Origin of the sequence: Bacillus licheniformis DSM 13 = ATCC 14580, assembly GCF_000011645.1 — a bacterium.
GTDB classification, from domain to species: domain Bacteria; phylum Bacillota; class Bacilli; order Bacillales; family Bacillaceae; genus Bacillus; species Bacillus licheniformis.
The window spans coordinates 3,122,501-3,146,392 of sequence record NC_006270.3 but is presented as its reverse complement, the minus strand read 5'-3'; the positions used below and the strand labels follow the sequence as shown (position 1 = coordinate 3,146,392).

Below are 23,892 nucleotides of genomic sequence, written 5' to 3'. Positions count from 1 at the left end.
GGCGATCATCTAAATGGATGTGAAATACGTACCGGAAGAATGGCAGGGCATGAAAGACGGTCTTGATGCGCTGACGGGCGGCCAATACGGCGGCGGTATGAAATCCGGCCTTATAAAACTCAATGATCTCTTGGAAGATATCGAATCCAAAATCAAAGACAAGGACAGCGACAGGTCGATCAGCTTTACCCACACCAGCAAAAAAAGCAAGATCGAGGAACTGTTTAAGGATTATCAAAAGCTGGCCGACTTTTGCCTGAAAGCCGGCAGTTTGGTGGCAGACCACATTGACAGCCCTTTTTATAAAAAAATAGACGCGTTCGCCGAAAAAATGCGCGGACTGACCATACATAATTACACCACCGTAAACCGGATCGGCTCCAAGGAAACCACTTACGTCGGATACGGCATGTCCAAGCAAGCGGTTGAAACCGACAAAGCGAAAGTGAGCGTAAATGATATCTTCAAAGACTCGGAATCGTTTGATCACGTACTGAGCAAAGAATTTGAAGAATTCCAGATCAACCACCCCGACATTGAGTTATCGTATGAAGAATACACGAAAGCGATTGCCTCTTCCCGCGGATTTGAATACGAATCAATCGGCGATGTCCAAAAGAATCAGGAATTATGGCGGGATCTTCTGGCCGGAGCAGGCATTATCGTGCTCACCATCTTTTGCGCACCGGCAGGTCTCACGGTGGCCGTCGCCTACGGAGGAGCCAATATCGCGAGCGCGGCAACAGGAAAAGACTGGATGACGCAGCGGGAGTTAAACACAGGCGAAAGGTTTGAAAGAGGCGTGTTCGGCGCCCTTGACATCATCCCAGGCGCTGCCGCGGCGAAAGGCTCATTTAAAAGCGCAGCCACAATCGGCCAAATTTCAAGCAAAACAGAACATATGGTACAATCTCTTAAAGACAGCAAAAACATCTGGGCGAACCGCATGAAGGTGAATGGGCTGAAAGCTCAAGACCGGCTCAACGACGCAGGCTTCGCCATTAAAAAACAATTCGCCAAAAGCGCCGACGCCTTGAGCGATATTGCCCGCGGTGCAGAAGCAGGAGCGGGCGGCACCCTCGTCCGAAAAGGATCCAATTACTCCGCCCACGTCAACGACGCCCATAAGGCTTCGAAAGCGAAGATGCAGGATTCGATTCAGCGGGTTGAGAAGGAGATTGAAGCTGGGAAGAGTGTTAAAAGTGTTGTTAAAGAGGTAGATGTTAATAGGAATTCACCAGTTAATCCGAAATTTTCGTGGGAACAATTGGATAAATCTTTTGAAGATAATTTAGGAACTGTATTAAAAAAGCATAAATTAACAGTCAATAATTTTAATGACTTGAGGCTTAAATCTATAAATAAACTTTCATCTAAAGAGGTGGAAGTTATTAAAGATATTAGGCGAAACGTTCCTAGTCTTTCAGAAGATACAATTATGCAGAAGGTTCTTTCTCCTGATTCCAAAAGTTGGCTATTTTCTTCACCAAGTGATGGTGGGCAAATAAAGCTAGGTGGATATGTGGCAAGAGCTACTGATACTAAGGAATTGAACACTTTTGATAAGATTTATGAAGGACTTAGATTAGATTACGAAAACAACCCTTTCAGTGGCGGAACATCAGCATTAGCGGTACGCTATAAGGCAGGTAATCCAAACGATTATAAAATTCCGTTTGGAGGGAAGAATTCAGAGGCCGTAAATAAAATGACCCACGATGATTTGGCAATGGATTATATTGCAACTGAGCAACAATCTCCGTTTACTGGAAATGGATTTACAGAGAGTAAAGATTACACTATTCCTGAATATCGCAATGATACAAGAACACCTATGCATGAAGGTGCAGAACTTTATGAGATCACTAATCAAGGCGAGAAACTTATTGGGATCTATAGTGTTAAACAAAAAAGGTTCATTTCAGTTAATGAATAGGTGGGGGTAACTATATGAGAAATGGCGTTTGGGCACTATACAATGATAAAGAGTACGAGATTATTCAGCATGATCAAGAAAACTACGAATTATTTACCAAAGATCCTGAGGCAATTCAATTTGGTTTTATTTTAGATGAAACTGGACATTATTGTAAACAAGTTCGAAGAGAACATATTTCTTCAGTTTATGATGTAAGATACCAAGCAATTATTAATGATCTTGAGTTTCCTGTTTTTCGTGAGGAAGACAATAGGCTCTTAATTGGAAGTGGGCTACATGGCCCGGACATTATCAAAAAATATGGATTTGTTCAAGTTGATCGATTTGAATATGAAAAATGGGTAGGAAAAAGTGAAGTTGAAAAAATTGAAGAAGTTAAAGTACCTATGTGGGGTTTTCCCGCCCCGTGAAATGTAATCTTTTGAATGAAAAGCATCCCGGAAGAATGGATCGCTGCCTTGGCAAGGAAAGAAGACATTCTGGATTTGTCTGAAAGGTTCATTCAGTTCTGCTTTGAAAAATCGGAGCGATAGATTGTCTATGTGAAAAAGAAAATGGCCGGCTGACAGAGCATTTTCTTTTTCACATCAAAAACCACTTGCTTTTCTCCAAAATTCCATCTATAATAAATCATGTCTCAAATATACGGGGCATTAGCTCAGCTGGGAGAGCGCTACACTGGCAGTGTAGAGGTCAGCGGTTCGAGCCCGCTATGCTCCATCTTTAAAACCCTTGATCATTCAAGGGTTTTTTTGTTGCCTTTTTTCGCGAGCCATTTTCCTAGGTTTATGGCCTATCCGTCAGTACGGTATTTGACGACTGGCCATTTTTCTTTTCGCAGAGCGTTCATCAGCTCAGGGCCTGCATGCAAATGCTCTTCAACCAGCTCTCTTGGAGTCAGGCCATCCACTGATTTAATGAAATGTCTGCAAAGCGGCTGCTTTTGAATATTTCTAAAAACCACAGGCTTTCGCTGCCTGTATTTTGAATGTAATGCCCCATGGCAAACGGGACATATCCGACATCCCCCGCCCGGTAATTAAAGGTCCGGGCAGTCTCGTTTGCGGCGAATACTGTCATTCGCCCGGTCCCTGAGATATAGTACTGCCATTCATCGTTGTTCGGGTGCCAATGCATTTCCCTCATTCCGCCGGGCTTGACTTCGACGAGTGCGGCGGCGATCGCTGTCGAAATTGGAAAGTTTGAAGAATCAACAATTCGTACCGTTCCGCCCGGCGTTACGATAGGCTTTTGTGCAAACAGCCTGTATGCGAAGCTTTTTGGGACGGTTCCATACGGGTCCGGCACTTTTTGGTTTTCAAGCGGTCCCGGCACTTTTGCTTGGAAGATGTACCGCTGTTTGTCAGGGATGCGGGCGAAGGCGCTTTCGTGTACACCGAAATTCGCGGCCAGAACATCTTTCGGTGTGTGTGCGAACCAATCGGTAATCGTGAAGGTATCGAACTCAGAGAAGTTCCCGTCATCAAAAACGAGGAGAAATTCGCAGCCATCCTCAAGCCCTTGAATCGAGTGCGGTATTCCGGCGGGAAAGAACCACAAATCTCCGGGGCCGACATCGGCGATAAAGTTTCGGCCTTCCTGATCGACGGCGGTAATGCGCGCATGGCCCAAAATCATGTAAGCCCATTCCGATTGCTTATGCCAATGCAACTCGCGAACCCCGCCTGGCGTCAGCCGCATATTGACGCCGGCAATCGTCGTTGATACCGGCAGTTCCCGGGCTGTTATTTCACGGGACCAGCCGCCATGATTTAACTGCATATGTGTGTCTGAAAAAGAAAACTTTAAATTAGGGATTGCTCCGGCATCTGTTTTTGGAGGAACGAACATGTCGGGATTCTCTAAATCCCGCATCACGTCGCGGGGGCCAAAATCGGTCGCGCCCGCACCATCGTTTCTTATTGGATGCGGCACGTGATTGTACCAAGCTGGAGTCCCGGCTGTTCTTTTCATGCGGAAAGCTCCCTTCACAGGTCGTGTATACCGAAATTTATGACAGGGACGCTTAAAATATATCAAATCGGAGCCTTATTAAGACACTTTTAAAAAACTAGATGGACAGATTTGCATTTCCTTTGGCAGCAGAAGGAAACCTTCGATTTAAAGTCTGCACGGCACGGGCTCCTGCTGTTTGCCTTCCACCGCTAACGATTACTGGCTGAATGATTTCGCCCGAAGCTGAATAAGAATGAGATAGAAAGCATCCGGGCAATTTTCGAACGGCTACATGAAATGAATACTATGGGACAAGAAAGAAGGGAGCGTTGATGAAAAAGCTTTGCCGTGAAGTTTGGGTAGAGGTAAATCTTGATGCGATCAAAAAAAATTTGCGCGCGTTTCGGCGGCATATTCCGAAAAAGAGCAAAATTATGGCTGTCGTAAAAGCGAATGCTTATGGTCACGGATCGGTGGAAGTTGCACGCCATGCACTTGAACATGGTGCGAGTGAGCTCGCCGTTGCCTCGGTGGAGGAAGCGGTCGTTTTACGAAAAGCGGGGATTAAAGCGCCGATCCTTGTGCTTGGTTTCACCCCGCTGAGCTGTGTGAAAGAAGCGGCAGCTTGGAATATATCGTTATCAGCTTTTCAAGTTGACTGGATTAAAGAAGCGAACGAGATATTGGAAAATGAAGCAGATCCTAACCGGCTGGCTGTTCATATCAATGTGGATACCGGCATGGGGCGTTTAGGTGTACGAACAAAGGAAAAGCTTTTAGCAATCGTGGAAGCGCTGACGGCAAGTGAAAACCTCGAATGGGAAGGAATTTTTACGCATTTTTCCACAGCTGACGAACCGGATACTGAGCTAACCATGATTCAACACGAAAAGTTTATCAGCTTTCTTCGCTTTCTGAAAGAACAAGGCTTTAAGCTGCCTACGGTGCATATGAACAATACGGCCGCGGCGATCGCTTTTCCGGAATTCAGCGCTGATATGATTCGCTTAGGCATCGGAATGTATGGATTATATCCTTCCGATTATATCAGGCAGCTTAATCTCGTTAAGCTTGTGCCTGCACTAAGCTTGAAGGCGCGAATCGCTTATGTGAAAACCATGTTGACTGAACCGCGGACGGTTAGTTATGGTGCTACATATGTTGCAGAGCGCGGGGAAGTCATTGCCACAATTCCGGTCGGCTATGCTGACGGCTATTCCCGTGAACTTTCCAACCGCGGTTTTATTCTTCATCGAGGAAGACGAGTGCCGGTGGCGGGAAGAGTAACAATGGATATGATAATGGTCAGTCTGGGAGAGGGTGAAGGTAAACAAGGAGAGGAAGTCGTGATTTACGGCCGGCAAAAGGGAGCAGAGATATCTGTTGATGAAATTGCGGAAATGCTTGATACGATCAACTATGAAGTGGTATCTACCATAAGCTGGCGCGTCCCTCGTTTTTATATAAGAGACGGCGAGATTTTTAAAAAGTCGACCCCGCTGTTATACGTGTAGTTTTCCCATACTCACAGGCCGTTTGCTCGATCATTGATCAAAATAAAAAAGAGCAATTTCTTGACAAAAAAATTTATTTATGCTATAATTTAATAATTAAATATTGGTGTGTATAATAGGATTCTCCTGGCCGGGAGAATCCTATTTTTTTGCGTTTATGAAGGAGTGTCCGACATGAAAAAAGATGAATCGAGTATAACGTCCCTTATTTCGGCTTTTGGCAGAGCTTATCACAGCCAGTATGATGAACCAAAAATCTTTGATGATAATCTGGCCAAATCGCTCATTTCCCAACAAGAATTTGCTGATATCAAAAACAGCTTCATTCAAGGCATACAGTTCTTCAACAAAGCTATAGCGGAAAAATACGAGGGAGACGATGAAGAAATATTAAGATGGATCACACAAGTTCAGCTCTCTCCGACGCCGCTCGCCCGTGCCGCTTATTGCGAAAGAGTGCTGCATCATGAGATTCGGCTTGGGACAGAACAATACGTGATTCTTGGGGCAGGGCTGGATACTTTCTGTTTTCGGAACCTAGAGTTAAAGGACAAAATTGATATCTTTGAAATTGACCACCCAGCGACACAGAAATTGAAAAAGGAAAAGCTGGACAAAGCCGGTTTTCACATCCCGGACCACCTTCATTTTATTCCTTTGGACTTTGCCAAGTCGTTTTCTTATCAAGAATTGGCTGATAAGGGTTTTCATTTTAACAAAAAAACGTTCTTCAGCTTTTTAGGCGTTTCTTACTACTTAACAAAGGAAGAAACCGAAAAACTGCTCGGGGAATTAATGGCTGACCTCCCTTCAGGCAGTTCGATCGTTTTCGATTATGCTGATGAAAACTTGTTTAAAGAGAAAGGCTTCTTCAACAGGGTGGAAAATATGGTAAAAATGGCAGCGGCAGGAGGAGAACCGATGAAATCATGCTATTCGTATCAGAAAATACAGCACATGCTGCAGCAATCCGGACTGCTCGTTTACGAGCATTTATCACCTTCAGATATTCAAGGGCGTTATTTTAAAAATCGAAAAGATGATCTGTCAGCCTTTGAAACGATTCATTACATTCTTGCCGTAAAAAAATAAACATAAATCTAGAAAAACGCCCGGGGCCGGGCGTTTTTCCTATTTAAGCCGCGCGGTCGTCTTTCTGTTTTTCTTGGGGGAGTACAAGCTGTTTAGGAGGGCATTTGCGCTGCGTCAATTCGGACACAGCGAAGATCGTCATAAATGCTGTGACTGCAGCCAGCGTCCGGAAAGGAAAGAGGACCGTGCCGTCTTCAATCATCGGATACGGCAGAAGCGGCGGAATGCCGAATGCGGGTTCACCACCGCCGAGCCTCAGAATGACTGCAACTGCAAATCCAGCAATCGACCCGTAAAGATTTGCTCTTTTATAAAAGAGGGCCATTGTTAACTGGGGAAAAAGAATGCAATAAACTAAATCCGAAGCCAAATACCATAAAGTATAAACGCTTTTGACATTCAGCGCGATGACCGCTGCTCCCGCGCCGAACAAAATGATTGAGCGTTTGACGACTTTTTGCAGCTGTTTTTGGGTGGCCTTCGGCTTGATGAGCGGACGGTAAATATTCCATGCGGCCATTGATGATGCCGATAGAATCGATGAGTCCATGCTTGACATGACGGCTGCTGCGATTGCACCCAAGCCGAGGCCTGCGATGATTCCTGGCGTCAAATACGCAAGCGTTTGCGGCAAAATCATCGCCGGGTTATCCGGAGCGCTCGCTCCGAACAGGCTCCAATCGGTACTGTTTCCGGCAGCTCCGATGATTACGCACGGAATGGCGGCAATGATGCAGATCACTCCGGCAATTATCGACTGCCACATGGCGGCGCTTTCCGATTTTGCCGAAAGAACGCGCTGAAAGTACACCTGCCATGCGATACCTCCGAAAATTAAGAGGAGCGCATTATCCCACCAGTTCCAAAACAGGTTTCCCCAATCCGGGTTTTTCCAGCCGTCCAACGGCGGAAGCAGATTGGCGCTGCTGCCGAAATCGTGCCTGTAATTTGCCCATACGCTATCGAGAGCACCGACATTCGACAATACAAATGGGACGACTAAAAACAGCCCGAGCAAAATGACAATCATTTGAAAGACATCTGTGAAAGCAACTGCCCACATGCCTCCGGCCACCGTATAAGCGATGGCGATCATCGCCGAAAGAATAATCGACGTTTGGAAATCGATATTCAGAATCATTCCGAAAGTCGTGCCCAATGCCGTTAAGATCGCGGCGCTCCAAAACAATTCTCCTAACAGCGCCGGTATATATAAAACGCCGGCCATCCGCTTACCGAAGCGCTGTTCGAGAGGATCGATAATGGTCATAAATTGATGACGGCGCATTTTTCTGGCGAAGAAAATACCGCCGATAATCAGGCTCAATGCGTAGCCCCAAGGCGCTTGGGCCCAGATGAGGCCGTCGCTGTAAGTCGATTCGGCCGTTCCGTTAATATATCCGCCGCCGACCCATGTTGCGGCCATCGTCACCATTCCGACGAAAAACGGCATGCTCCTTTTTGCCACGATCATATCGGAAAAAGAATTTGATTTCTTTGCTGCGTAAAAAGCGCCTAAATAATAGGTGAAAGCAAAGAATATCATCATGGAGATAAAGCCGCCCCAATGAATGTCCGCATTCGAAATGCCGATATACGCGAGTATGCCTCCCGCAAACAGCGCAAAAATACCTAATTTGATCCAGTTTTTTTTCTTCTCAGCATAATTCATGTATGCACATCGCCTCCGAAAATATTTTTTGAATTTTCTTGAAATTAAAATATGAAAAAAGGTTTTGCCCCACTCTGGGAAGTATGCAAATTGCTGACTTCAGAGCGGATAAAACCTTTTTATTTCTTGTTATCAATCGGTATAAACTCAAAAATCTCTCCCGATTGGACAGATTTAGCGAGTCTCAGCAGCCAGTCATAATACGGTTTTGAATGTTCAAGCTGGTCATAAAGAGTTCTCGCTTCCTCTTTTATGCTTTCGTCAAGCCCTTCGCTTTCGATGATGTCCTCCAATGCTTTTTGAGCGTCTTGAATAGCCATGAGATTCACTTTGACTTCCCTTTCCCATTTTTTAGGGAAAAAGCTTGTGAAAAATTTGAAGAAATCCTTTTCAGCAACAAAGCTGTGTTTTCTTCTTCCTCTGTGGAATGTCTTTTTGACGACGTTTAAGTCTTGGAGCTTTTTTACGCTTGTGCTCATGCTGGGCTTGCTCATTTGCAGTTCTTCCCGCATTTCGTCCAGCGTCATTTCATCCGAAAGGTACATCGTTCCGTACAAAATGCCCGCACTCCGGGTAATGCCGTACAGATCCATTGTTTCTGCGATTGAATCAATGACAAGATCTTTTGCCTGTGCGATCGTTTCTTTTGCTGAAACATCACGGGGATTGTCCATAACTTGCCTCCTTTCACAGGAGCGGAACATCGGCATTGCAGATTCAATGCCCCCCGAAAAATCGGGGATTGTTCTAAAATCCGCGTTAAGTTTGTTAAGTTATTTCTGTATGTTCTTTATCTTAACGAAAGAAATTGAAATGTCAAAATCAAAAATTTTTTTCAAACGGTCTCAGCCCATGTGAGCTCTGCATTCACATAAAATTCAAAAAAAATAATCAGCCTGATTTGCTTTGACACAAAAAATGGCGCATGATAAATTCAAAGTGTTCAAAACATTAAATTTTTATTTAACAAACTTTGCGTAATGAGGAGGCTGCTTTTATGAGTCAAACACTTTTCATTGACGGAAAGTGGGTGGGCGCCAAAAAAGGCGAGACTCGCCAAATTATCAATCCTTACAATCAAGAGCATATTGAAACCGTCAGTGAAGGAGACAGAGAAGACGCTGTTAGGGCGATTGCTGCAGCGCGCCGCGCATTTGACGACGGCGAGTGGGCGAATACGCCGGGTCTTGAACGAGGCAACATCGTATTAAAGATCGCCGAACTGATCAGACGCGACCACGAAGAGCTGGCAGAACTTGAATCGCTTGATACCGGCAAGACGATTGAAGAAAGCAGAGCCGATATGGATGATATTGCAAACGTATTTCAATATTATGCAGGGCTTGCGGATAAAGACGGCGGAGAAGTCATTTCTTCACCGATCCCCGATTCTAAAAGCAAAATTGTCAGGGAGCCGGTCGGTGTCTGCGGGCAGATCACACCGTGGAACTATCCGCTCCTGCAGGCAAGCTGGAAAATCGCTCCGGCTTTGGCGGCGGGCAACACGATCGTTGTCAAACCAAGTGAAATCACACCGCTGACAACCATTAAGATCTTCAAGCTGATGGAAGAAGCCGGTGTGCCTGAAGGGGTGGCCAACCTTGTTCTCGGCCCCGGGGCGACTGTCGGCGATGAACTTGCCAGAAATAAAGACGTCGACTTAATTTCCTTCACCGGCGGAATTGAAACCGGAAAGAAAATCATGCAGGCTGCAAGTACGAATGTGAAAAAAATTGCGCTTGAGCTTGGCGGGAAAAATCCGAATATTGTGTTTAAAGACGCAGATTTTGACGTAGCGGTTGACCAGGCGCTGAATGCGGTATTTTTCCACGCAGGACAGGTTTGCTCTGCGGGCGCTCGTCTTCTCGTTGAAGAGTCCATTCAAGATGAGTTTGTCGCAGAGCTTGTCAAGCGTGCGAAAAAAATCAAGCTTGGCAACGGATTTCACGAGGAGACACAGAGCGGTCCGCTTATTTCAGCTGAACACCGCAGCAAAGTTGAAAAATATGTGGAAATCGGCTTGCAAGAAGGCGCCAAGCTGGAAACAGGCGGAAAACGTCCGGAGGACCCTGAACTTGCAAATGGCTTCTTCTATCTGCCGACAATCTTCTCGAGCTGTACATCAGATATGAGAATCGTTAAGGAAGAAGTATTCGGTCCGGTATTAACAGTTGAAACATTTAAAACAGAAGAAGAGGTTGTCTCACTTGCGAACGATACGATTTACGGCCTTGCCGGCGCCGTTTGGTCAAAAGACATCGAAAAAGCGGAGCGCGTCGCTTCCAAACTGCGCATGGGAACCGTCTGGATCAATGACTTCCACCCTTATTTCGCACAAGCGCCTTGGGGAGGTTACAAGCAGTCAGGCATCGGCCGCGAGCTTGGCCGCATGGGCCTTGAAGAATACACAGAAGTGAAGCATGTCTACCGCAATACGAAACCGGCGGCTGTCAATTGGTTTAAAGCATAAGAAGGAGGAGACTATTCATGACTTTAAATATGAAAGTAGAAGCGATGAACAAATTCCACACGTTTGAAATCCCTACCGTCATTAAGCACGGAATCGGAGCCGTTAAACATGTGGGGGAAGAAGTGAAAAAGCTTGGCGTTTCAAAAGCGCTGCTTGTCACAGACCCTGGCATCTACAAAGCCGGTGTAACAAACCCGGTCGTTGTATCCCTTCAGGAAGCAGGCGTAGAAGTTGCCGTCTTTAATAAAGTCGAGCCGAATCCGCCTGTCCGTCTTGTCGCTGAAGGTTCCAAACTGTATGCTGAAGAAAACTGCGACGGCCTTGTCGCGGTCGGCGGCGGAAGCTCAATGGATACGGCGAAAGCGATCGGAGTTGAAGCCACTCATGAAGGCTCAGTCCTTGACTATGAAGCGGCAGAAGGAAAAAAGCCGCTTGAAAACCGGATTCCTCCGCTTACAACGATCCCGACGACTGCCGGAACCGGCTCAGAAGTTACACAATGGGCGGTTATCACAGATGAAGAGCGCGAATTTAAATTCAATACGGGCGGCCCGCTGATTGCTGCTCATTTGACAATTATCGATCCTGAATTGCATGTATCAATGCCTCCGCACGTAACAGCGATGACCGGCGTTGACGCTTTGGCTCATGCCATCGAGTGCTATACGATGAAATTTGCCCAGCCGATTACTGACGCGGTGGCCCTTCTTGCGATCGAATACGGCGCACATTACATCCGCAGAGCGTTTGCCGATGGAGAAGATCTTGAAGCGAGATACGGCATGGCGCAGGCGGCCATGCTTGCAGGCCTTTCTTACGGAAGCGAATCCGCAGGCGCTGCTCACGCGATGAGCCAGACGCTCGGAGGGATCATCCCTGTCGCGCACGGCCAATGTGTGGCGGCGATGATGGGCCCTGTAATGGAATACAACTGGAAAGGCTACCCTGAAAAATTTGCCCGCATTGCAAAAGCGTTCGGAATTGACACAAGCGGCATGTCTGCAGTTGAAGCGGCTAAAGCTGCGGTGAACTGGATGTATCAGCTTGTGGAAGACTTAGAGATTCCTAGTCTTGAAGAGCAAGGCGTATCACCTGACATGATCGACCGCCTTTCAAAAGAAGCGATGAAAGATCCGCAAACGGTCGGTAACCCTAGAGACCTGAACGAAAAAGCGTACAATTGGATTTACAAACGCTGCTTCAATTTAACCCCGAAAACTGTCTGAAAAAATTGAAAAAGCCCGTTGTGTGCAGCACACAGCGGGCTTTTTCAATTTGAGAAAAAAAGGGAGGCAATGTAAAATAAATCACATCTTGAAAAAAAGGGGATGGGTTGAATGTGGAAGAAGCGCACGGCTGTGGCGGAGCACGTATACATAGCGGACACAGCGTCATTTGTGACAGAGAAACAGGCAAAGATCGTAATCGATTACGGGGGCATACCGGGGGATCTGCATTTTGGACTGACGAAAAAAGCCGGGGCAAGGGAGCCGATGTATAAAAGAGGAACGGAGATTTTCAACAGGAGGCAGATTTCTATCGTCTCGGTAGAAGAGTGCCTTGAAATTGCCGGACGGCTGAACATTCCGGCGGTCCTTCCGGAATGGCTCGGGGCCAATATCGCATTAAGCGGCCTGCCTGATTTAACCTCATTAAGAGAAGGAAGCAGAATCGTTTTTCCAAGCGGCGCCTCTTTGTTGAGCGAGGGCGAGAATGAGCCGTGCATTCAGCCCGGAGAAGTCATTCAGGAGCAGTTTCCCGACAAACCGAAGCTTGCTTCGCGCTTTGTGCGCCATGCGATGGGAAGAAGGGGAATCGTCTGCATCGTTGAACGCCCGGGCCTGATCCATCAAGGCGACCAAGCAGAAGTGTGGGCGTATTCGCCTGCTGCCATGAAAGACGCCAGGTCGTTTGCCTAGGCGGATGAAAAGCCCCGAGTCTCTAAGAGCCGGGGCTTTCCGCTTATTACAGCAGTTTCTGCTTGACTTCTTTGATCTGTTTAATATGTCTTCTTTCATGATGGCCGATGAAGTCGAGCCACTGCCTGACCGTAAGCTCTTCGAAAATCGGATGCGGCAGCACCCTTTGAAAATCTTCATTGTGAAAGGCGGCGATGACTGAAGTTAATTGTGTTCTGACATTGTCGAGCTCAGCTTTGAGGGTTAAAGCATCCGCTGTTTTTCTTTCCGGCTCCGCATATGGAGGCGCCTTTCGTTTGGAGCTTCTGTCTTCCAACTGATGAACCGGTTTATCTTCGATTGATTTAACCGGTGCATGTTTGATTTGTTCCTTCAAGATTTGAAGTGCCATCAGATCGATTTTTTTCAGGTGGTCGATCACTTCTTGAATGCTCCATTCGTCTTCCGCCGGCCTTTTATTCAGCATTTCGTCTGATAGGCCTTGAATCTCGCTCCAAAGTTCTTTTCTCGCTTCATTAAAAATGCTCATCATATCCCCTCCTAGTTTTAACTGTACCATATCGAAGGCTGGTAAAATAACCAAAAAACACTCGATTTTCGCATCGCCATCGGATATGCTTAAGAAAAAATGAAAAGAAGGAAGGATTTCATTTTGAGAACCACATTGTACCCGTATATAGCATTAGTGGTCGGGGTGTTGGCTGTGTCTTCCTCCGCCATCTTCGTCAGGCTGTCAACAGCTGATGCTGGAATCATCGCTTTTTATCGTCTCTTTTTTTCCGCTTTGCTGATCTTTCCTTTTTTCTGGGGAAAAAGAAAAGAAGTCTTGGGTTTTTCGAAAAAAGACTGGCTGTTTTCCGCGGCAGCGGGATTCTTTTTAGCATTTCATTTTATTTTATGGTTTCGCTCGCTTGAATACACGTCTGTGGCGAGCTCGGTTGTTCTTGTTACGCTGCAGCCGATCTTTTCCTTTATCGGTACATATTTTTTATTTAAAGAAAGAGTCTCGTTCGCTGGGATCATCAGTGCGCTTCTCGCGATCGGCGGAAGCGTGTACATCAGCTGGGGGGATTTCAAAGTAAGCGGCCAGGCGCTCTACGGCGATATCCTGGCGCTTTTGGCATGTGCGCTTGTGACGGCATATCTGCTGTTTGGCCAGCATGTCAGAAAACGCCACAGCTTGACCGTTTACACTTTTATTGTATATGGAATCAGCGCCCTCACTTTATGTCTATACTGCCTGTTTTCGGGCGCCGCCTTTTTTTCTTATCCTGCGTCAGATTGGGGTTACTTCTTTCTGCTTGCCGTCATTCCGACTTTGCTCGGCCACTCGCTCTTTAACTGGGTGCTGAAATGGCTGAGCACAAATATGATTTCTGTGGCGATTTTATTTGAACCCGTCGGAGCGGTTGCGCTGGCGTATTGGATTTTAGACGAATCCGTCATGATGACGCAGGTGATCGGCGGAGCGGTCATTTTTTCAGGCATCATCCTGTTCATGGCCTCGCAAAGCATACGGAAAAACAACGTCCCGGCGGTGAAAGGGAAAACGCCCAAGGCGCTTTAAAGTCCGCGCTTTATCCAGTCAAAATATCTTCGCTTGAATAGCGGATGTTTTCCTTTTCAGGTCTGGCCAGGGAAAACGCCAATGTGAGCGGCCCGAGTTTTCCGAGAAACATAATGAAAACAATCAGCATCTTCCCGATAGGGGACAGGTCGGCCGTAATCCCCATTGACAGGCCGACCGTGCCGAAAGCTGAAACGACTTCAAACAAAATCGCCAAAAACGGTATAGGTTCTGTCATATTTAAAATAAAGATGGCCGTTAAAATCAACAGCACGCTGATTGTTGAAATAGCGAGCGACCGGAGGATCAATTGGTCTTTCAGCGTTTTTTTGGCTATTGAAATATGTTTTTTGCCCTTTAAAAAAGTGATAACCGACAGAAGAATGACAAGAAACGTCGTCAGCTTGATTCCTCCGCCGGTCGATGCGCTCCCCGCTCCGACAAACATAAGAAGGAGCAAAAGCGTGATCGTGCTTTCGCGCAGGCTTCCGATGTCTGTCGTGTTAAATCCTGCTGTTCTCGGGGTCACAGCCTGAAAATAGGCGCCCCAAAGTTTTTCAGCTAGCGGAAGCATTCCCAGCGTTTTTTGATTTTGATACTCAAGCAGAAAAATAAGGATCATGGCTGCCAAATTGACGATAAACGTACCGTATATCATCAATTTCGAATGAAGGCTCAACTTTTTAAAGCTCCGCTTATGCCATAAATCGGACAATACAGTAAATCCTATCCCGCCGACGATGAACAAAAAACTGATCACCAGGTTGACGAGCGGATCGCCTTCATACCGCATTAAACTGTCCGGCCATATGGAAAATCCCGCATTGTTAAAGGAGGAAACCGCATGGAACAGGCTGTAGTAGATGCCGCGGGCGAGACCGTATTCAGGAATCCATTTGACAGCAAGTATCAGCATGGCCAGCATTTCAATCGCGAAGGAGTAAATAAACAAACTCTTGATCAGTTTAATAATCCCGCCTAAAGAAGTCTGATTAAGCGACTGCTGAATCAACAGCCGTTCTTTCAGGCCGATTTTTTTCCCGAGCATGATAAAAATGAGCACCGCAAAAGACATGATGCCGAGTCCCCCGAGCTGGATGAGAACGAGAATAATAAGCTGACCAAACATCGTATAATCCGTGCCTGTATCAACGACGGCCAGACCGGTAACAGTCATCGCCGAGGTCGATGTAAAAAGCGTATCAATCCAGCCTATAGGCTTGGGCGTTGCTGCCGGCAGCTTCAATAAAAGGGTTCCTAATATGATGAAAAATAAAAACACTAGCACGAGCAGTTGGGACGGGCTTAATTGTATCTGTTTAAACTTCACGGTTAATCGCCCTTTTTTTCAAAGGTCTCAATATCTTTATTTTGCCCGATCACAATCAAAATATCGTTTTCATATATCATGTCATCAGCGCTCGGTGCGATGATGAAATGCCCGTCCCTTTTTATGCCGACGATATTGCAGCCGAAGTTGGCGCGTACGTCGATATCCCCCAGGCTTCTTTTGTCCAGCTTTTTAGTGGCCACAATTTCGACGATGCTGTAGTTTGGCGACAGCTCGACAAAATCGATCATCTTTTCCGACGTGATATGGCTGGCTATCCGCTTGGCCATATCTTTTTCAGGATGAATGATACGATGGACGCCGATTTTATGGAGAACTTTTTGGTGATAGTCATTTTGTGCTTTCGTCCATACTTTGGGGACGCCCATTTCAATCAGCAAAAGCGAGGTCAGAATGCTTGCTTCAATGTCATCGCCAAATGATACAAATGCGTGGTCAATGTTGCGTATCCCGATTTGTTTCAAGGTCTTTTCATCAACGGCGTTGGCGCAAATGGTGTAGGTTGCATAAGTAGAATATTCGTTTACTTTTTCTTCTGATTTGTCGATGCCTAAGACTTCCGCCCCTTTTGCGTGGAAGGCTTTCACAAGGCTGCCGCCGAACTGGCCGAGCCCGAAAACGGCGTAAGATTTCTGCATCCGTATTCACCCTTTTACCTGTTTTTCTTATAGTGTTTACTTTTTTTAAGAAAAACACACTGGGATGTACAAGAATCCGGAAGGTGAAGCCGGAGGGCGCTTTGAGGCGGCTGCGGTGTCAGCTGATCGATCCGCCCGTTTCGCGAATATCTTTTTCGTGCAGGGCGGAGATGACCGCAGCTATTCTAAGTCCTTCGACGATCGTTTCAAGGCTGAGACTCGGCTCGGGTTTATCGATTGTTTGTTCGGGGAGAAACGGAATGTGGATGAACCCTCCGCGGATGTTTGCCGAGGTGCGGTCTATACGGTGCATTAACTGGTAAAAGAGATGGTTGCATACGAAAGTTCCCGCTGAATTGGAGACGGAGGCCGGTATTCCGTTTTTTCTCAACTCTTTCACAATGAGCTTGATCGGAAGCGCGGACCAGTAAGCAGCAGGCCCGTCTGCCGCGATGGGTTCATCGATCGGTTCCCGGTCTTCATTATCCGGAATGCGAGCATCATCGATGTTGATTGCGATGCGTTCCGGCGTAATATGAGCCCTGCCGCCTGCTTGCCCTGCGCAAATGACGACATCGGGTTTGTGCTTTTCGATCGCTTTTTTCAAAACGGCCGCTGAATGATGAAAAACGGTCGGAATCTGCTCCGCTGCGATAGAGACGCCTTCTGCTTCCTCTCCGTTCAGCCGTTTTACAGCTTCCCAGGACGGATTGACTGTTTCTCCCCCAAAGGGGTCAAATCCTGTCAGCAGTACTTTCTTTCCCATATCGATCACTCCTGAATATGAATGTAAAGTGCAAAATACCCATTCAGCAGATGTCTGAATGGGTATTTTGAGGATGTAGTCACCCGCCTGCTCCACGAGAAGCCAAAAGTATCTCATTGCTTTGGGAAGCCGCTTCAGGAGCGTGATTTGCAAACGAAAAGCTGAAAACAGTGCCTAATACAAATACAGCTAACAACACTTTTTTCATCCTATTCTCCTCCTCTTCCGGCAAGTTTACTTGCCTTGTCTGTTTTAATGTAGAAATATATGGCTTCTTCGTATAACTTATTTTCCCTATAGTAATTCGCTACGTCCATCAGCAATTCCTCCAGATCAACCCATGCTTTTTTATCTTCTAATTGGTGAATAAAGTCCTTGATTACTTCCAGTTTATTCTGACAATCGGAATGTAATGTATATAAAGTTTTGAATTTTAATTCGAAAATTTCGCTATTCACTTCTTGAGCTTTTTTAAAGCCTGTGTCGATCCATTTAAAAGCTTGGTCGGGATCGTTGGTTTTGAAAAGAGACCTTGTGTTTTCATATACACATAGAAGGTAAGCATACTTGGCTTTCGTTTCAAAGTCTTTGATTGCAAAAGCTTTATTATAATACTTCAGCGCTTCTTCGTGTTTATCTTCCTTACTCTTCAAAAAGCCCATATTATAGTAGGTATAAGGCAAAAGATATTGGTCGCCGATTTTTTCGGTTTTTTCAATTGCTTCCTTTAACAATACTTCACTTTCGGCAAACTTAAATTGGTCAATATAATTGAGCCCGATCAGCATTTTGCAGTTGATGACCCGCTTGGCATACCCGTCATACCCTTGGAAGATGCCTGAGGCAATGTTGATGTGGTGAATCGACAGCCATGTCGCTTTTAAGTTGTAATACAAAACACCGATTTTATAATGAAATTCGGCTTTTTCAATTTCATTTTGAATGACGCTCAGCCTTTTTTCCGCTATTCTGAAAAAATTAAGCGCTTCTGTATGGTTTTGCTTGTAGTCTTCATAAATCCCTTTGAACAGATAAAAATAATAATTCAGCTTATCGTCCGTACTTTTTGGATCTTTGTCCTTAAAACTGATGGCTTCCAATTTTTCTGTGGAAGATTGGGAGATATCTTCAAGAAGAAGCCTTAAGCGAAAATCCAGCATTTGATAATAGAGAAGAACGTCATGATCTTCTTCCATCTTTTCAATTGCTTTATCTATGTCATCTTTCATTTCGATTGAACCTGAAATGTCTCGTTTTTTCATCAGTATGTACCAGTCGTTCAGCATATTGGCGACTTCTTGAGAAGCCACGGCTTTGGCCATTCTTTTCCCTCCAATCTTTGTGAATTTTTTGTAAATTGAAGTTCTATTAATCATAGCATAAACTGCCGCCGTCTGTGAATAACACGGAAATGCATGTTTGTTGGCGAAAAAATTCATTCCCGAAATTAAATCGTCATTTTCCAAAAAAAGTGCGCGAAAAAAGCGAAAACCGCGCCAAGCGGAATACAGGAGATCATTGCGGTTCCGTTGACCAGCCCGTCAGCCCCGCTTATTTTCAGGGCTTCCCGGTAGCCTATTAAAAAGTGGATGATCGATAGGACATAACATAAGAGCATCATATAGTAAGGATTCATTTGTATACCCTCCTCTATTCGCTTTACTATATTACATTCAATAGAGGGAAAGATTATGCCTGTTTAAGTAGGAAAAAGAACAAAATATTATAGACGAAAAGATTTTCAATTACAATACATGTTTTTAAAAATATTTCCACTATAATCAAAATGAAAGATAAATTTAGGGGGTCATACAAAATGAAAAAAAGGCTGATGTCACTATTGGTCTGCATCCTGGTTTTAGTGCCGGCAGCAGGAGCTTTTGCCGCGCCGAAACAGGCCGAGCTTAAAGATTATCTTGAAGAAATAGGAATGACAGAAAAAGAATTGGAAGCCTATTTGCAGGATACATATGATGAGAGTTTAAAAGGTTTTGACTCGGTGGAAGAGTTGAAAGACTTTTTAGGGCAAAGACTGACTAAAAAGCTTTTGGCATCCTATTTGAAAGAATACGGATTGAGCGAAAAAGAAGCGGCTGACCTATTTGTTGAAAATGGCTATATGGAAAGCGGCCAAAACATTCTCGACGTGTTTATGTTTGAATACGAATTGGACGATGCGCTCTACACCGTGACATATGAAGAAGACGATTTTCAGATCGGAAACATGTTTCAAGAATTGGGTGTGGATGATCAGGAGTGGGAAAGACTCGTGAATCACCTCCGAAAAGTGCGCGATAACAATCCGAACCTTGAAAATGACTTGATGGCTCTTGGAGAACGTCTTGAAGCGGTAGCCGATTTCGAGTCTGTATCAGAGCTGTCAGCTCAGGATATCGCTGAAATGCTGTCCATTTTAAACGATCTTCAGAAGACGCTCGAAGTGAAAACGAAATATTATCTTGTTAAAGACGGAAAGAAAAAAGAAGTGTCTTTGACGACGCTTGTCAGTGCTGAAGATCTGAAGGGAGCAAGCCTCCTAGTGGAAGTATACGATCTGCAGGGCAATTTCATTTTGGATGTATTGCTGACGCCTGAAATGATCGGATCTGATTTAATTCATGACACAGGGTCGAAAGTGAAGCAAACCCAAACGGCTGTTAAACACGACGCAAAGAAATCTCATGTGAAAAAGACGGTTAAAGGTGCAAAGCTTCCGAAAACGGCCGGGCATTACGCAGAATGGTCGATCTTTGGCGCCGTTCTGATGTTTGGCGGATTGTTTATGGTCAGAAGGCTTCGAAAAGCGGCTTAACATTTTACTTCCCATTCTAAGTCTGTATAGAATGGGAAGTTTTTATAAGGAGTGAAAGGAAATTAAGGCACATCGAAAAAAGATCATCTGGCTTGCAGCCATTGCGATGGTTGCGTGCGGCGCTTATTTTACAACAACGAATGTGTTCAAGCTGATGCACGGCTACGCTCTATTTTCATTTCAGCAGATGAAAGAAGAGGAAAAGCCTGAAAAACCTCCGATTCAGACGACGAAAAAAGAAAAGACGGCAATTGATCAAACATTTGAAACCGGGGAGAAAATCGGTGATCTTGTTATTCCGAAAATCAATGCAAGGCTTCCGATATATCACGGAACAGATGAAGACGAGCTGCAAAAAGGCGTGGGCCATTTCGCAGGATCCGTTCTGCCTGGAGAAGATGACAACTCGGTTTTATCAGGCCACCGGGATACGGTTTTCCGAAAACTCGGCCGAGTGGGGAAAGGCGATCAGTTAATTGTTGAAGCTTCCTACGGAACTTTTACATACAAAGTGAAAAAGGTCCGAATCGTGGATGCGGATGACCGGACGGTGATAGTTCCAAAGCCGAGAGCGACATTGACGGTTTCCACCTGCTATCCTTTTGACTTTATCGGTTCAGCACCGGAGCGGTATATATTGGTCGCAGATTTGATTAAAACATAAAAAACAGCGGAATCTCAGGCGAATCCGCTGTTTTTTTATGTTATCTCATGTTTGTTCTGTTTTCTAGAAGTCTTGGTGCGGTTAGCAGCAGTATACAAAGGACGATTGTGCAGACAATGAAAGACGGAAGCATATACGTTCCATTATATACCAATGAATAAATCCATACCGGAGTGCCTTTAGGCGCATAGTTTCCAAAAAAGACAGCGCCGCTGATGACATGTGCGAGAAATTTCAGTCCGCTTCCAAGAAGGACGGCCAGCATAACATAGGAAATGATCTTTCCTTTTTGTTTCTCAAATGAAGCATTTCGGATCGATCCGGCAAAAAAGCCGCCGATTCCCGCGGCCGTAGGCGCGATAAAGTAATCAAGAAGAAGCTGCAGAGGATGAACAACGTAAAATCCTCCAGTGACAAATTGAAGCAATCCGGCTAAAAACCCGGTCGCCAGCCCTGCCTTGAGCCCCCATCTAAAGGAGATCAGGAAGATCGGAATCATCATGACGGCGATTGAACCGCCTTGAGGCATTTTTAAAAACATTCCGGACACCATATCAAGTATAAGTGCTATTCCTGTCATAATCGCAATTTCAATCAGCTGTACAAGTTGTTTAGATTGATTCATCATAACCCTCACTTTTGATGAACAAAGGGATACTGGACTTCTTTCCCAATAAAAAAAGCAATGCGGGGAAGGAGTAGGACAGTTTTCCACGCACTGCTTTGGATGCAATTAGAAATGACTTTGCCACATTCCTACGCCAGCATTAACTAACAGGTTCGAAGGGTCAGAACGGTCGTTCACTCTCAGCCCGGAGGCTCCCCTTGTGGTCATCAAGTTATTTAGTTATATTCTACTATACTAAAAAAAGAAACGGACGACAAGCTAATTTTTCGAAAAACTTTTGCTGAAACCCTCCAATATGTAGCAATGCAAACATCTTTTCCTTATAATAGAACTTATTCATACGTACAAGATGCAGTAAAGGGTTGATCTGATGAGTGAACTCACAAAATACAGCATGGTGAAAAATGAAATTAAATCGTGGATATATGAAGGCAAAGTGAAGCCGGGCGAAAAAATCCATTCGGAAAACGAATTGATGAAAATATTTGATGTGAGCAGGCATACGATCCGGCAAGCAATTGGCGACCTTGTTCATGAAGGGCTTTTATACAGAGAGCAAGGCTCAGGGACGTATTGCTCTCACCGCCTGCAGCTTTCTGAAAAAGGAAGGGAAAGAAATAAGATGATTGGGGTCATTACGACTTACCTTTCGGATTACATTTTTCCTTCTATTATAAGAGGAATCGAATCTTCATTGTCGAGTGCAGGTTACACCTTGGTCGTCGCGAGCACGAATAATGACATTGAAAAAGAAAAACAATGTCTTGTAAATATGCTTGACAAAAAAATTGATGGGTTGATTGTGGAGCCGACGAAAACCGGCAGCTTTAATCCGAATTTAAATTACTATCTGACCCTTGAACAGCACCATATACCATATTTGATGATCAACCAATTATATCAGGAGTTAAACCCGCCTCATTTCATTTTGGATGATGAGCACGGCGGTTTTATCGCCACGGAGCATTTGATTAAGCTAGGCCATGAAAAAGTGTTCGGTTTTTTTAAACAGGACGATATGCAGGGCGTCAACCGGATGAAAGGATTTATCCGGGCTTTCAGGGAAAACGGCTTGTCGTTTTATCCGGAGATGGTCGTGACTTACACAACAGAGAACAAAAAAGAAAAAACGATTGCTGAGGCAAGGAAGCGGCTTTCCTCAGCAGACCGCCCGACTGCCATATTCTGCTATAATGATGAGATAGCACTTATAGTGTTGGATGTCGTAAGGGAATTCGGTTTGAAAGTACCGGACGACATATCAATTGTCGGATATGACGACTCACACTTGAGCGAGGCGTCTGAAGTGAAGCTGACATCAGTCACCCATCCGAAAATGCAGATGGGGATTGAGGCGGCAAAATGGATGATTGCCAAAGTTGAGGGACGGAACACGGATAAGCTTGAGCATTCTACCGTCTATAAACCTGAACTTGTTGTCAGACATTCGACCGCCAAGCCGAAAAGGTAGGCTGATCAGCTTTACCCATACAAGCGATTCGAGTATTCGGCTGCTTTCGTTGCCAACAGCACGACAGAGTGAATGTCATGAGACAAAGATAGATCCTTTAAAAAGCTCCGAATTCGGAGCTTTTATTAAATTGAAGGCTGATAGCGGAGAGTTTAAGGGCATTTCCGCAGCTTCGGGAACAATGGTACAGCGTCTCGATTTTTTTGGCCGCTGTACATCTTTTATATAGAAGAAAACAGTAAGTAAGAAGGAATAAGTTGCGTCAATTGTCGGCTGGTCCGGGATGATCGGGAATTTCATTTGATTATTATTTTTTTAAAAAAGCTATTGTGCAAAACGAAAATAGATGTTATATTAGTATCCGCCCTAAAAAGAAGGCTTTATAAATACAACTTCAAAAAAACTTTTAAAAAAAGTTGTTGACATTCACATTGATAGAATGTTATATTAATAAAGTCGCTTCGGACAGGAGCGGAAATGATCTTTGAAAACTAAACAAGACAAAACGTACCTGTTAATTCATTAAATAAATCGTACATGCGAATGTGCGTAGTCAGGGGCCTGCACGATGCAGGTCATGCAGATGTTGTCACAGGATGTGACGAACTTAATCTGCGCTCCATTACTTCATGGAGAGTTTGATCCTGGCTCAGGACGAACGCTGGCGGCGTGCCTAATACATGCAAGTCGAGCGGACCGACGGGAGCTTGCTCCCTTAGGTCAGCGGCGGACGGGTGAGTAACACGTGGGTAACCTGCCTGTAAGACTGGGATAACTCCGGGAAACCGGGGCTAATACCGGATGCTTGATTGAACCGCATGGTTCCAATCATAAAAGGTGGCTTTCAGCTACCACTTACAGATGGACCCGCGGCGCATTAGCTAGTTGGTGAGGTAACGGCTCACCAAGGCGACGATGCGTAGCCGACCTGAGAGGGTGATCGGCCACACTGGGACTGAGACACGGCCCAGACTCCTACGGGAGGCAGCAGTAGGGAATCTTCCGCAATGGACGAAAGTCTGACGGAGCAACGCCGCGTGAGTGATGAAGGTTTTCGGATCGTAAAACTCTGTTGTTAGGGAAGAACAAGTACCGTTCGAATAGGGCGGCACCTTGACGGTACCTAACCAGAAAGCCACGGCTAACTACGTGCCAGCAGCCGCGGTAATACGTAGGTGGCAAGCGTTGTCCGGAATTATTGGGCGTAAAGCGCGCGCAGGCGGTTTCTTAAGTCTGATGTGAAAGCCCCCGGCTCAACCGGGGAGGGTCATTGGAAACTGGGGAACTTGAGTGCAGAAGAGGAGAGTGGAATTCCACGTGTAGCGGTGAAATGCGTAGAGATGTGGAGGAACACCAGTGGCGAAGGCGACTCTCTGGTCTGTAACTGACGCTGAGGCGCGAAAGCGTGGGGAGCGAACAGGATTAGATACCCT

General features: G+C 45.4%; 21 protein-coding genes, 1 tRNA gene, 1 rRNA gene, 1 pseudogene and 1 riboswitch (1 of these 25 running past the window's edge). Of the genes and pseudogenes, 13 read left to right on the top strand and 11 right to left on the bottom strand.

Translation table 11 applies throughout. The features are described 5' to 3' along the window. The first annotated feature begins 13 nt into the window (after positions 1-13). The 3 genes from TRNA_RS37700 (at position 14) to TRNA_RS37690 (ending at position 2,659) form a co-directional block, all read left to right on the top strand. A complete protein-coding gene (locus tag TRNA_RS37700; protein WP_011198230.1) occupies positions 14-1,936 on the top strand; it encodes a hypothetical protein in 1,923 nt (640 codons plus the stop codon). 14 nt (positions 1,937-1,950) lie between these two features. Then, entirely contained in the window at positions 1,951-2,349 is a 399-nt protein-coding gene (locus tag TRNA_RS37695) for a hypothetical protein (RefSeq protein ID WP_009329450.1), read from the top strand. 237 nt (positions 2,350-2,586) lie between these two features. Then, positions 2,587-2,659 (top strand) — tRNA-Ala (locus tag TRNA_RS37690). Positions 2,660-2,732: 73 nt separating this feature from the next. Here the strand turns inward: TRNA_RS37690 and TRNA_RS37685 are convergent. Next, positions 2,733-3,913 (bottom strand): annotated as a pseudogene (locus tag TRNA_RS37685) (oxalate decarboxylase family bicupin). A gap of 314 nt (positions 3,914-4,227) precedes the next feature. On the opposite strand from TRNA_RS37685, the gene alr reads away from it, so the two are divergent. Beyond that, entirely contained in the window at positions 4,228-5,409 is a 1,182-nt protein-coding gene (gene alr, locus TRNA_RS37680) for an alanine racemase (RefSeq protein ID WP_003184708.1), read from the top strand. Between the two features lie 174 nt (positions 5,410-5,583). After that, positions 5,584-6,501 (top strand): class I SAM-dependent methyltransferase, encoded by a 918-nt coding sequence (locus TRNA_RS37675; RefSeq protein WP_011198229.1) that lies wholly within the window; start codon positions 5,584-5,586, stop codon positions 6,499-6,501. A 43-nt stretch (positions 6,502-6,544) separates the two neighbouring features. Here TRNA_RS37675 and TRNA_RS37670 read toward each other — a convergent pair whose 3' ends face one another. Together TRNA_RS37670 and cudC are read right to left on the bottom strand one after the other, a co-directional pair. Next, complete coding sequence (locus TRNA_RS37670) at positions 6,545-8,173, bottom strand: sodium:solute symporter family protein (protein WP_003184705.1); 1,629 nt, start codon at positions 8,171-8,173, stop codon at positions 6,545-6,547. A gap of 119 nt (positions 8,174-8,292) precedes the next feature. Beyond that, on the bottom strand, positions 8,293-8,847 hold the full coding sequence (gene cudC / locus TRNA_RS37665) for a choline uptake/conversion transcriptional regulator CudC (protein ID WP_003184703.1): 555 nt from the start codon (positions 8,845-8,847) through the stop codon (positions 8,293-8,295). Positions 8,848-9,170: 323 nt separating this feature from the next. On the opposite strand from cudC, the gene betB reads away from it, so the two are divergent. The 3 genes from betB to TRNA_RS37650 all read left to right on the top strand — a co-directional run bounded on the left by betB (position 9,171) and on the right by TRNA_RS37650 (position 12,562). Beyond that, positions 9,171-10,643, top strand: a complete 1,473-nt coding sequence (betB, locus tag TRNA_RS37660) for a betaine-aldehyde dehydrogenase (RefSeq protein ID WP_011198228.1) — start codon at positions 9,171-9,173, stop codon at positions 10,641-10,643. Between the two features lie 17 nt (positions 10,644-10,660). Beyond that, on the top strand, positions 10,661-11,869 hold the full coding sequence (locus TRNA_RS37655; RefSeq protein ID WP_009329443.1) for an iron-containing alcohol dehydrogenase: 1,209 nt from the start codon (positions 10,661-10,663) through the stop codon (positions 11,867-11,869). A gap of 111 nt (positions 11,870-11,980) precedes the next feature. Then, on the top strand, positions 11,981-12,562 hold the full coding sequence (locus TRNA_RS37650; RefSeq protein ID WP_003184696.1) for an MOSC domain-containing protein: 582 nt from the start codon (positions 11,981-11,983) through the stop codon (positions 12,560-12,562). A 46-nt stretch (positions 12,563-12,608) separates the two neighbouring features. Here the strand turns inward: TRNA_RS37650 and TRNA_RS37645 are convergent, their stop codons facing one another. Then, complete coding sequence (locus tag TRNA_RS37645; RefSeq protein WP_011201724.1) at positions 12,609-13,094, bottom strand: DinB family protein; 486 nt, start codon at positions 13,092-13,094, stop codon at positions 12,609-12,611. Positions 13,095-13,214: 120 nt separating this feature from the next. Here TRNA_RS37645 and TRNA_RS37640 point away from each other — a divergent pair, with 120 nt between their 5' ends. Next, entirely contained in the window at positions 13,215-14,129 is a 915-nt protein-coding gene (locus TRNA_RS37640) for a DMT family transporter (RefSeq protein ID WP_011198226.1), read from the top strand. 10 nt (positions 14,130-14,139) lie between these two features. Here the strand turns inward: TRNA_RS37640 and TRNA_RS37635 are convergent, their stop codons facing one another. The 6 genes from TRNA_RS37635 to TRNA_RS37615 all read right to left on the bottom strand — a co-directional run bounded on the left by TRNA_RS37635 (position 14,140) and on the right by TRNA_RS37615 (position 18,520). Continuing rightward, entirely contained in the window at positions 14,140-15,459 is a 1,320-nt protein-coding gene (locus tag TRNA_RS37635; RefSeq protein WP_009329440.1) for a TrkH family potassium uptake protein, read from the bottom strand. A gap of 2 nt (positions 15,460-15,461) precedes the next feature. After that, positions 15,462-16,118, bottom strand: coding sequence for a potassium channel family protein (locus tag TRNA_RS37630; RefSeq protein ID WP_003184686.1), 657 nt, complete (start codon positions 16,116-16,118; stop codon positions 15,462-15,464). A 118-nt stretch (positions 16,119-16,236) separates the two neighbouring features. After that, a complete protein-coding gene (pcp, locus tag TRNA_RS37625; protein ID WP_003184683.1) occupies positions 16,237-16,884 on the bottom strand; it encodes a pyroglutamyl-peptidase I in 648 nt (215 codons plus the stop codon). 79 nt (positions 16,885-16,963) lie between these two features. Next, complete coding sequence (locus TRNA_RS44310) at positions 16,964-17,092, bottom strand: hypothetical protein (protein WP_003184681.1); 129 nt, start codon at positions 17,090-17,092, stop codon at positions 16,964-16,966. Position 17,093: 1 nt separating this feature from the next. Beyond that, on the bottom strand, positions 17,094-18,206 hold the full coding sequence (locus tag TRNA_RS37620) for a tetratricopeptide repeat protein (RefSeq protein WP_003184679.1): 1,113 nt from the start codon (positions 18,204-18,206) through the stop codon (positions 17,094-17,096). 125 nt (positions 18,207-18,331) lie between these two features. Next, positions 18,332-18,520, bottom strand: coding sequence for a hypothetical protein (locus TRNA_RS37615; protein ID WP_003184678.1), 189 nt, complete (start codon positions 18,518-18,520; stop codon positions 18,332-18,334). Positions 18,521-18,700: 180 nt separating this feature from the next. Here TRNA_RS37615 and TRNA_RS37610 point away from each other — a divergent pair, with 180 nt between their 5' ends. Both TRNA_RS37610 and TRNA_RS37605 read left to right on the top strand, forming a co-directional pair. Next, positions 18,701-19,696 (top strand): processed acidic surface protein, encoded by a 996-nt coding sequence (locus TRNA_RS37610; RefSeq protein WP_003184676.1) that lies wholly within the window; start codon positions 18,701-18,703, stop codon positions 19,694-19,696. 106 nt (positions 19,697-19,802) lie between these two features. Beyond that, positions 19,803-20,360 carry a class D sortase gene (locus tag TRNA_RS37605; protein ID WP_003184674.1) on the top strand — a complete coding sequence of 186 codons (558 nt, stop codon included), beginning with the start codon at positions 19,803-19,805 and terminating at the stop codon, positions 20,358-20,360. Positions 20,361-20,400: 40 nt separating this feature from the next. Here TRNA_RS37605 and thiT read toward each other — a convergent pair whose 3' ends face one another. Then, complete coding sequence (gene thiT, locus TRNA_RS37600) at positions 20,401-20,985, bottom strand: energy-coupled thiamine transporter ThiT (RefSeq protein WP_009329439.1); 585 nt, start codon at positions 20,983-20,985, stop codon at positions 20,401-20,403. Positions 20,986-21,096: 111 nt separating this feature from the next. Further along, positions 21,097-21,196: riboswitch (TPP riboswitch) on the bottom strand. Positions 21,197-21,358: 162 nt separating this feature from the next. On the opposite strand from thiT, the gene TRNA_RS37595 reads away from it, so the two are divergent. Both TRNA_RS37595 and TRNA_RS37590 read left to right on the top strand, forming a co-directional pair. Beyond that, positions 21,359-22,459: a GntR family transcriptional regulator gene (locus TRNA_RS37595; protein WP_003184669.1), complete on the top strand. Its 1,101-nt coding sequence runs from the start codon at positions 21,359-21,361 to the stop codon at positions 22,457-22,459. A 626-nt stretch (positions 22,460-23,085) separates the two neighbouring features. Further along, positions 23,086-23,892 (top strand): 16S ribosomal RNA (locus TRNA_RS37590) (it continues 744 nt past the right edge of the window).